Genomic DNA, 3,002 nt, shown 5'->3' on the forward strand with positions numbered 1-3,002 from the left:
CGCCGACTGGACGGCGCCGGCGCGCCATGGCTGCCGTCTACATCGGTATCGGGGTGGGGACCTTGGCCGTGCTGTGGGTGGCCCTGGGATCCTCCGGGGCCACCGCGCCCCGGGAAGTGCTCGATCCCGGGGTCCTGGTGCGCTGGGGGTTGCCGCTGGCCACGACCGTGCATCACCTGGCCATGGGCATCACCTGGGCCGGGCTGGTCTTCGCCACCACCGTGGTGCCCCGGTCCACTCCGGTCCCCGGAGCGGGACAGACCAGGGCCGAGCACCCGGCCTTCGCCCGGGCCATGACGGTGGCTGCGGCCGCGGCCGCGGTGTGGACCCTGGCGGCGGTGGCGATCATCGTGCTCAGCTACGCCGACACCATCGGGGCTCCCGTGTCCGGCTCGGCCGAGTTCACCGGGCAACTGGGTTACTACGTGACCCGCCTGATCCCCGGCCAAGCATGGGCCGTCACCGCGGTGGCCGCGGCACTGACCACCACCCTGGCCGTGCTCGTTCGTTCCCCGGCGGCGGTGGCCGCCACCGCCCTGGTGGCCCTGGCCGCCGTCATCCCGCTGTCCCAACTGGGACACGTGGCCGGGGTCGATGATCACAACGGGGCCGTCAATGCTCTGGCCCTGCACCTGCTCGGTGCCGGGATCTGGACCGGCGGGATCATCGTGCTCGCCCTGCTCGCCCCGCTGCTGACCGCCCCCGCCACCGGCCACGGGTCAGCCCGGACCGTGCTGGAACGCTTCTCGGCCCTGGCCGGGGTGGCTTTCGTCCTGGTGGCTGTCTCGGGAGTCATCAACACCGTCTACCGGATCGGTGGCTGGGACGGGCTGGACTCCGGCTACGGGGCGCTGGTGATCGCCAAGACGATCGCCACCGTGGCCCTGGGCGTGCTGGGGTCCCTGAACCGCCGGGCGATCACCGCCGGCACCCCGACGCTAGGCCGGGTGTGGCGGCTGATCACCGTGGAGGTCTTCATCCTCTGCGCCGTGATGGCCCTGGGCGTGGCCCTGGCACGCACCCCCACCCCGGTGCCTCTGGAGAGACAACCTGACATCACCCCCGCGGAGATCCTCACCGGCTACCTCCTGCCCCCGCCCCTGAGCTTCTCCGGTTGGTTCACCCAGTGGCGCGTCGACTGGCTGTGGATCGCCGTGGCGATCCTCGCGGCTTGCCTCTACCTGGGCGGGGCCCGACACCTGCGCCGCACCGGCGCACCATGGCCGGTGGCACGCACGGCCGCATTCCTGGCCGGTCTGGTGCTGCTGGTCTACGTCACCTGCGGAGCGATGGCCCTCTACGCCCCGATCCTGTTCAGCGTCCACACCGCCGCCCACCTGCTGCTGAGCTTCCCGGTGCCGCTGCTGCTGATCGCCGGAGCGCCCGGCCGCCTGGCCGCGGCCCTGGTTCCGGTCCGCACTGACGGCAGCACCGGGTGGTGCGAGCTCGCCGCTGCATGGCGCACCTCCCGGGCCGGGGCCCTGCTGGCTCACCCGGCCCCGGCCGGGATCCTGATGCTGGCCGGGCTGGGCGTCTTCTACTACACCCCCGCCTTCGCCGTGGCCCTGCACACCCACGTCGGCCACGAGCTGATGAACACCACCGCCGTGGCCCTGGGCCTGATTTTCGCTACCGCCGCGCTGGCCGCCCCACCGGACCGCAGAGCGGTGCGCACGCAGGCCTTGGTGCTGCTCGCGGTGGCCACCGTGCTGGGGATCTGGGTGGTGTTCACGGCCCTGTCACCGACGGTGATCCAACCAGAGTGGTTCTCCGGACTCGGCCGAGACTGGGGGCCTTCTCCGCTGGCGGATCAACAATCCGCGGCCCATTCCATCCTCTTGGCCGGGGTCCTGCCCCTGTTGGCCGCGGCCCTGGCCGTCCTGGCTCGAAGACACCAGCACGGCACCACCGACGCCACCGTTGATCGAGGAACCCCCAAGGACATCCACCATGGCTGAAACCACCACCAGCGCCCACCGCCACCCAGGCGCCGGCCCGGTCGCCGAGGAGCACCTGCCCGGATTCGCCCGTCGCCGCCCCTTCGCCCTGGTCCTGTTGGTGACCGGGGTGATCGGGTGGGTCGCCTCGGCGATTCTGGTGCTCGAGCGCCTTCAGCTCTACAAGGACCCGGGCCACGTCACCAGTTGTGACATCAACCCCTGGGTGTCCTGCGGGCAAGTCATGGGCACCTGGCAGTCGGAGCTCTTCGGCTTCCCCAACCCGCTGATCGGCATCGTCGCCTTCGCGGTGGTGATCACCACCGCCATGACGATCCTGGCCGGGGCCCGCCTCGGGCGCTGGTACTGGGCGGGCCTGCAGGTCGGGGTCACTCTCGGGGCGGTGTTCGTGATCTGGCTGTGGTCCCAGGCCCTGTTCGCGATCTACATCCTGTGCCTGTACTGCATGATCGTGTGGGCGGCGATGATCCCGCTGTTCCTCCTGCTCACCGTGCGCAACCTCGCCCACGGCGTCATCCCCGCCCCGCCCCGGTTGGTGCGCTTCGCCACCGAGTGGGCCTGGACCCTGGTGGCCATCGCCTACGTGGCCGTGGCTGCCTCGGTGTTCTTCCGCTTCTTTTCTACCTTCACCGGCCTCTGACCCACCCCTGAACGATTCCGGCCATAGCGCCCCTTCAAAGATGCCATGGCCACGATGTCCAGCGACCCGACAACTGCCCCCTGGATCTTGCCGCAGCACCTGCTGTTGGATGTCCTCGAACAACAGCCAGAGGGCCCCTGCCATGGCAGGGGCCCTCTGGCTGTTCCCGACGGTGCCGCGCATCCGGTGACACGACGCGCTCCGTTTGAGGGATGGAAGCGACCACCATTAGTGGGACACCCACGCCAGTGCTGCCCCTGCTCATCGTGAAGCGCCCTGAGTTTGTTGGAGGCTCCTGACCTTGGAAACGAGGATGGAGTTATGCCGAAGGAACTGGCGAATGGGAAGCCGACGACGCGTCGCTACTCGGACGAGGAGAAGGCCGCCGCGGTGCGGATGGTGAG

Annotated in this window: 2 protein-coding genes; both read left to right on the forward strand. The window is 70.1% G+C overall.

Annotated elements, in window-relative coordinates; genetic code table 11:
• A partial coding sequence (locus tag D9R02_RS11565) for a bifunctional copper resistance protein CopD/cytochrome c oxidase assembly protein (protein WP_220700427.1) occupies nt 1-1,958 on the forward strand: 1,958 nt, incomplete at its 5' end.
• Nucleotides 1,951-2,598 carry a vitamin K epoxide reductase family protein gene (locus tag D9R02_RS11570; RefSeq protein ID WP_019311269.1) on the forward strand — a complete coding sequence of 216 codons (648 nt, stop codon included), beginning with the start codon at nt 1,951-1,953 and terminating at the stop codon, nt 2,596-2,598. The genes D9R02_RS11565 and D9R02_RS11570, both read left to right, overlap by 8 nt.
• Nucleotides 2,599-3,002: the final 404 nt, after the last annotated feature.

Origin of the sequence: Kocuria rhizophila (genome assembly GCF_003667225.1) — a bacterium.
Classification (GTDB): Bacteria; Actinomycetota; Actinomycetes; order Actinomycetales; family Micrococcaceae; genus Kocuria; species Kocuria rhizophila.

Bases quoted from the DNA above. Each gene is read 5' to 3' on its own strand.
- D9R02_RS11570 (WP_019311269.1), top strand. From the start codon at position 1,951: ATGGCTGAAACCACCACCAGCGCCCACCGCCACCCAGGCGCCGGCCCG.